We start from the raw sequence: 6,026 nt of genomic DNA on the forward strand, positions 1-6,026 counted from the left end.
CGACGTGTGATGAGGCCGGGCCCCTTTACGGGTGTCGGACGGCGTGTCCAGGGGGAGTGCCTCGGGTTACGGCACGCTGTAGCCGCCGTCGACGGGCAGGGCGACGCCGGTGACGAAGCTGGACTTGTCGGAGGCGAGCCAGACCACCGCGTCGGCGATCTCCTCGGCGCGGGCGATCCGGCCCAGGGGGTGGGAGGCGTCGAGCGACGCCCGGTACTCCGGGTCCAGATCCGCGATCAGCGGGGTGTCCACCAGCCCGGGGCAGACGGCGTTGATGCGGATGCCCTGGTCTGCGACCTCGAGCGCGGAACTCTTGGTCATGGCGATCTCGGCGGCCTTGGTGGCGGCGTAGCCGGAGAACCCGGGGACGCCGATCAGCCCGGCGCCGGAGGGCATGTTCACGATCGTGCCGGAGCCCTGAGCCGTCATGTACTGCAGCTCGTGCTTCATCGACAGGAACATGCCGCGCACGTTGAGCGCGATCATGCGGTCGAGCAACTGGCCGGAGTAGTCCTTGGTGAGCTGGTACTCGCCGTCGTAGCCCGCGTTGTTCAAGGCGATGTCCAGGCGGCCGGTGCCCGCGGTCGCGTCCTGGACAGCACGCTCGATCTGGGCCTCGTCGGTCACGTCCGCGACGACGTAGCGGGCCGAGCCGCCGACGGCCGCGATGAGACGGACGGTCTCCTTGAGCGTGTCGGCGGTGCGGCCGGCGACCGTGACCAGCGCTCCGTCAGCCGCCAGGGCCAAGGCGGATGCCCGGCCGATGCCGCTGCCGCCGCCGGTGACGAACGCTGTCTTTCCTGCAAACTGCTGAGTCATTGCGTCTCTCTGCCTGTGGAGGGATGGTTGTCAGTGGTCCCGAGGGCCGATGATCAGATCGACGCGGTGCCCTGGACGATGACCTCGCTGACATTGACGTCGTCGGGCTGGCCGATCGTGTAGCCGATGGCCTCGGCGATCGCCTTGGCGTCGATCCCGACGTCCTGGAGCGCGGTACGCACGGCACCCTGCAGCTGGTCGTCGCCGCCGGACTGGGTGAGCTCGGTGCGGGTGAGGCCGGGGCTGACGAGGGTGACGCGCAGGTCGGTGGTCTCCTTGCGCAGGCCGTCGGAGACGGCACGGACGGCGAACTTGGTGGCGCAGTACACCACTCCGGTCGGGTCCGAGCGGTACGCGGCGGTGGAGGCGACGTTGATGATGTGGCCGGACCGGCGCTCGTTCATCGAGGGCAGGACGGCCGCGATGCCGTGCAGCACGCCGCGCAGGTTGACATCGATGGTCTGGTTCCAGTCGTCGACGCGCAGGTCTGCCACGTAAGACAGCGGCATCACGCCGGCGTTGTTGACCAGGACGTCGACGCGCCCGTGCCGGGCGATCGCACCGTCGACGAAGGCCTTGACGCTGCCGAGGTCGGTGACGTCCAGTTCCGCGTAGTCGGCCTGGTAGCCGGCGTCGGTGAGCTCGGTGGCCAGCTGGTTGAGGCGGTCCGTGCGGCGGGCGCCCAGGACGACGGTGTGGCCGGAGGCAGCCAGGTGGCGAGCGGTGGCCTCGCCGATGCCGCTGGACGCGCCGGTGATGAGGACGACCTTGCTGTCAGGGGTAGGGGCGCTCATGGTTCTTCCTTTGGATGGATGCTTCGGCCCTGATGGCCGGAGCGGGGACACCTCCATGAGGCCAAAGGAGAAGAAGGCCAGGCAGAGGCCCCTTCAACCCGGGGCACGCGCTACGGGGGGTCCGCCAGACCCCCGTAGCGCCGGCATCGGCCCCGCCCCGCCGGGCCGGGCGACCCGGGCGCCGTGCGGCGTGTGCGCGCCCGGCCGGTCCCGTGCCGGCGCGCGTGCTGGTCCCGGGTCTGTGTCGGCTGGCCAGGAACGTGAGCAGTGGCCTGGTTGACTTCGTCGGGGTTGGCCCAGCCGATGTGGTGCGGGGCGGCGGAGTTTCGACACGTGTCACGTAGTCACCCGCGAAAAACCCGTGGCCGTCGGCACCTGCGGGAACGATCTTGCCGGCGCCGTGTACAAGCGGCTTACTGCTCTGCCGTGCGATGGCTGGTCGCTGACAGCGTGGCACGGGCGCCGGCTGGGCTGGAACGGGGCGGAGACGGAGCGGGCCGTCTTCATCAGACAGGGAAATTCCAGGCCGGCCCAGCCTCGCACGCGCGGGCGGCCTGACCGCTGCGGAAGACAGGGGTCTTCCGTTTTGACTGTCGGAGGCGTAGGTTCCGCTTACCCCGCGACGGTGCCTTTCGAGGCGCTGGCCCGCCGATTCCGGGACGGCGGGCCGCGCGGGGGCCAATTGCCTTGTCGCGGTCTGGTCTCGGCAGACGGTGCTCGCTGCCCGGGCGTCAGTACGTACGCCGCGCGCAATGCCACAACTGCTCTACGAGACGCCTTGATCCGCGCAGGAATGGAGAAGGATTTCCCTTACCTGCGGGCCGACTTGAACGCCTTTGAGGCAGCCCGGAGGAGCTCTCCCTTCTGAAGACGCCGGACGTGGAACTGGAGCCGGACCTCCTGCGCCGGACCTGGCAGGCCGTCGACTGGACCGATCGCGCGGCCGTGCTGCGCCGCATCCTGCCGCAGTTCGCCAGGATCCTGGTCGCCGGTCGCGCGGAGCCCCGGTTCGGACTGGAAGAGGCCGGATACTCCTTCGCCCGCGGCCACTGGCAGCAGCGGCCCGACGATCACGCCGATCCGGTACGCGAGGGCAAGGGCCGTGTACGTCTCAGCGGGGTCCTGGCGTCAGTCCGACGTCTTGCAGATGACCGCTGTGGCAGCGAAATCGGGCTCCGCGTCGGTGTAGGCGGTGACGTCGTGCTCCGCGTCGGCCGACGGTGTCGGCGCCGAGCATCCCGAAGAAGAACTCGATGACGACGGCTCCGGCCGGGGACCCGACGTTGGCTCAATCCCATCGTTGATCGACTCCGTAAATGACCAGCCGACGACAACCAGCACGAGCCAACCGCCGATCAGCCACCCTTTCGTGCGCCTGCTCATCACGCCCCCCGTTCGAAGTCCCACGGCAAGCGGCCAGTCTGCCAGCCGAACGACAGCGCCCCTCGCAGACCACCGCGTTAGGAGCGAGGCTGGGCTGTGGCACGGGCTGACCCTCTCGAGGCGTACTACGGGCACGGCGGTTGCTGAGGTTTGGTCGGCTGATCAGACGGCTGCCTCAAGCCGATGACGGTCGGCTTCGGTCGCCTGGGTTGCGGTACTTCCCTGCTGTACTGCACATCCGGACTCCATCGCGTCTGACATCGAGCAGGGCGCTGGCACAGTGCTTGGAAGGCGCCTTGGGATACGCGCCCTGCTCGGGGGTTGACCCGTGTCTTTGCCGCGGCTCGTGAGTCCCCCCATGCGGACTTCGACACGCATTCGACAGGCCCTGGTCCAAGCCTGGGTGCTCGCGGGCTGCCGGTGTCCTGCTTCAGCGGCCACTGCCGGGGCCGCTCGGTGCGTTTGTCAGGCGGTCTGGGGCTGTGCCTGGCGGGTGCGTCGGGCCAGCAGGACAGACTGGATGATGAAGAAGATGCCGCCGACCGCGGTGTAGAAGACCAGTACGTTGAGCTTGGGCTGGTCGGCGAGGGCCAGGAAGTTCCAGTAGGTGCCCGCAAGGACGGACAGGCCACCCGCGAGCAGCATCGGCCACTGCTTGCCGAGTTCGGCGCTGCGACGGCGGAGTCCGACCGCTGTCTGGGCGATGCCGGAGATGATGGCCCAGGCGCCGAGGACGTGCAGTACCGCCGGCACGCCGCTGGCCCCCGCCAGGCCGAGGGGGACGGCGATGAGGGTGCTGAGCACGCCGTTGAACATCGTGACGCGGCGTTCGGATCGGTCGGTGCGGGCGCGGTAGTCGATCAGTGACGACACGGCGTCGATCAGGGGGTAGGCGACCAGCAGGGTGATCGCTGCGACGCCCAGGGGTCCTTGTTCGCGGCGAACGCCGCGGCCCATGCCACGGCCAGAACACCGCGGCCCAGGTAGAGCTTCAGCAAGGAGGAGCGGCCGTCGGAGCGGCTGTCGGTGATCTGGGCCATGCGGGAGGTCAGGGCGTGCGTGCTCATAAAACGGTCCTTCTCGGAGGGTGAGGTAGGTCTCGGGGATGGGCCGGGTCCGGGGCGCTGCGCAGCTGGGTTGGCCGGTATGCCGGGCATCGCCCGTGTTTAATCCGTTCAAGGCCGGTGTGTCCGAGGTGTAATGCCTTAGGCCGTAGATTGCCCCGCGCGGCTCCGGTAGAGATCGCAAGGAATATGGATGTAACAGGCGGTTATGGCCAGGAGGAGAGAGTCGTGAACATCGAGGCGCTGCGCTACGCCCAGCGCCGTTTCCCGGACGAAGTCCTTCAGTGCTGCCGCATGTGCTTACGGGTGACGCGACTCGCCCACGATGTCGTGCGAATCGATTTGCGCACGATGACCGTCATCAACCGCGGTTCGCCGCCTCTGCTGGTGCACATCTGGTGCGGACGGGCTCGGGTCACTCGTCGTCGGACAACCAACCTTGCGCGTGAGCGATGGCCGCGTTTCGTAATGAGGCCGGCCGGCGAGCGTCACGTCTCCCACGGAGGCACCCCTCGGCACTGAACGTACGTGGATGGCTCGCCCGGCCACACCGCTTCAGGAGAGAGGCTGGGGCGTCTGGCCCATATGGTGCCGGCGGAGCATCGGTGGATCGAGCTCTCCGGCAGTCGGGTAACCGTCTACGGCATGTGTCCGCCAGATCCGTATGAGCTCACCGAGCGGGGAAGGTGAGCCGCAGAACGATCTCGCCGTCGTCGATCTCCCCGGTGGGCTCGAACCCGAACTTCTGGTAGAAGGGCCAGGGTTCGCCCTGGCCGGGCTCGTAGCTGGTCAGCAGCTCGGTGGCGCCGTCCGCGCGAACCAGGGCGGCGATCTGCAGGAGCGCCTCTCGGCCGATCCCTCGCCCCTGGTACCGCTTGTCGACGAGGAGGCGCCAGAGGAAGTGCCGTCCTTTGTATGGACCGGTCGGCGGTTTCCACGACAGCATCACGAAGCCGACCGGCTCGTCGCCGCGGTACACGGCGCGGTACCAGGGATTGGCCTCCGGTTTCTTTGCCGCCTCCTTGAGTGACTTTTTCACGGAGGCGACGAACTGCTTCTGGTCACGTCGGACGCGGAGGGCACGAACGGCATCCCGGTTGTCGTCGGTGATCTCCCGTAGGTGAACGCCTGGGGATCTCATGCCACACCCCTTCCGCATCCGGCAGCTGCGCCATCCGGGCCTACGTGAAGAGCCCCCATACGTACGCGTTTGTCGAGGACGCCGGGTCGGACGTCTTCGAAGCGTATTCGACACAGGCGATGTGGAGTGGAACTGGCAGCCGGGCTGTGCAGCGGCGACCCGGCGCGGCAGCGCGCAGAGGGACAGACGCAACATCTCGTGGTGAACCACCGTCCGCTGTCGTCGGTCCGTCCTCCGGGACATCGTTGATGGCGCACGTCTCGGAGCGGTCGGGCGCGGTATGACGCCACGCTGGCCGGGTTCAGGCAAGGCTCCGATGACCTGGGCCGATGCTCCAAGATCCGGTCCACGAATAGTCCCCAGACCCTGTCCTGGGGCCGCTCAGCGCTGCACACGTCTGCACATACGCGAAGACCCCGGCCTCAGCGTTTCCGCTGGTGACGGGGTCTTTGGGTACCTCATACAGGGTGCCCCCGGCGGGGGACACGGAACATGGGAACGGAGCAAACCGCTGGTCGGCGGGAGCGAGCTCGTGGTCAGTCAGACGTTCCGGCTTGCGTGATGGGCTGTCCTTGCGGCGCACCCCGTTTTCGTTGCTCAGCGTGAGTCCCTTGGAGAGCGATGGTGTTGACGGTGCAGGGCGCGGACCCCGCCGAGGTGCCCAGCGTGTCGGCAACAGCGTCGAGGTCCTGCTGACCCGCTACGCGAAGTGCCTCTATGCCCGGCGGTCTATTGATCCGAAACGGTAGGTGTTCTGGGTCGTTGATCCCTGCGTGAGTGAACTGGTGGGGGACGCACGGCAGTTGTCGCCGTCGGCGCAGGAGG

General features: G+C 68.1%; 6 protein-coding genes and 1 pseudogene. 1 reads left to right on the forward strand and 6 read right to left on the reverse strand.

Annotated elements, in window-relative coordinates:
- Window positions 1–66: 66 nt before the first annotated feature.
- Both ACFV7R_RS43220 and ACFV7R_RS43225 read right to left on the reverse strand, forming a co-directional pair.
- A complete protein-coding gene (locus ACFV7R_RS43220; protein WP_385275116.1) occupies window positions 67–819 on the reverse strand; it encodes a glucose 1-dehydrogenase in 753 nt (250 codons plus the stop codon).
- 53 nt (window positions 820–872) lie between these two features.
- Complete coding sequence (locus ACFV7R_RS43225) at window positions 873–1,613, reverse strand: SDR family oxidoreductase (protein WP_385275119.1); 741 nt, start codon at window positions 1,611–1,613, stop codon at window positions 873–875.
- Window positions 1,614–2,453: 840 nt separating this feature from the next.
- On the opposite strand from ACFV7R_RS43225, the pseudogene ACFV7R_RS43230 reads away from it, so the two are divergent.
- Window positions 2,454–2,705, forward strand: a pseudogene (locus tag ACFV7R_RS43230) (hypothetical protein); the annotation flags it as partial.
- Between the two features lie 36 nt (window positions 2,706–2,741).
- On the opposite strand, the gene ACFV7R_RS43235 reads toward ACFV7R_RS43230, so the two are convergent.
- From ACFV7R_RS43235 to ACFV7R_RS43250, 4 genes are all read right to left on the reverse strand, one after another.
- The gene (locus ACFV7R_RS43235) at window positions 2,742–2,996 is read right to left on the reverse strand and encodes a hypothetical protein (protein WP_385275122.1); all 255 of its coding nucleotides are present in this window, start codon (window positions 2,994–2,996) and stop codon (window positions 2,742–2,744) included.
- Between the two features lie 465 nt (window positions 2,997–3,461).
- Window positions 3,462–3,869, reverse strand: coding sequence for a DUF308 domain-containing protein (locus ACFV7R_RS43240; RefSeq protein ID WP_385275125.1), 408 nt, complete (start codon window positions 3,867–3,869; stop codon window positions 3,462–3,464).
- A gap of 8 nt (window positions 3,870–3,877) precedes the next feature.
- The gene (locus ACFV7R_RS43245; protein ID WP_385275129.1) at window positions 3,878–4,063 is read right to left on the reverse strand and encodes a hypothetical protein; all 186 of its coding nucleotides are present in this window, start codon (window positions 4,061–4,063) and stop codon (window positions 3,878–3,880) included.
- Between the two features lie 667 nt (window positions 4,064–4,730).
- On the reverse strand, window positions 4,731–5,201 hold the full coding sequence (locus ACFV7R_RS43250) for a GNAT family N-acetyltransferase (RefSeq protein WP_385275132.1): 471 nt from the start codon (window positions 5,199–5,201) through the stop codon (window positions 4,731–4,733).
- Window positions 5,202–6,026 lie beyond the last annotated feature (825 nt).

Origin of the sequence: Streptomyces sp. NPDC059866 (assembly GCF_042731325.1) — a bacterium.
GTDB lineage: Bacteria > Actinomycetota > Actinomycetes > Streptomycetales > Streptomycetaceae > Streptomyces > Streptomyces flavusporus.

Bases quoted from the DNA above. Each gene is read 5' to 3' on its own strand.
- ACFV7R_RS43220 (WP_385275116.1), bottom strand. From the start codon at position 819: ATGACTCAGCAGTTTGCAGGAAAGACAGCGTTCGTCACCGGCGGCGGC.
- ACFV7R_RS43225 (WP_385275119.1), bottom strand. From the start codon at position 1,613: ATGAGCGCCCCTACCCCTGACAGCAAGGTCGTCCTCATCACCGGCGCG.
- ACFV7R_RS43235 (WP_385275122.1), bottom strand. From the start codon at position 2,996: ATGAGCAGGCGCACGAAAGGGTGGCTGATCGGCGGTTGGCTCGTGCTG.
- ACFV7R_RS43245 (WP_385275129.1), bottom strand. From the start codon at position 4,063: ATGAGCACGCACGCCCTGACCTCCCGCATGGCCCAGATCACCGACAGC.
- ACFV7R_RS43250 (WP_385275132.1), bottom strand. From the start codon at position 5,201: ATGAGATCCCCAGGCGTTCACCTACGGGAGATCACCGACGACAACCGG.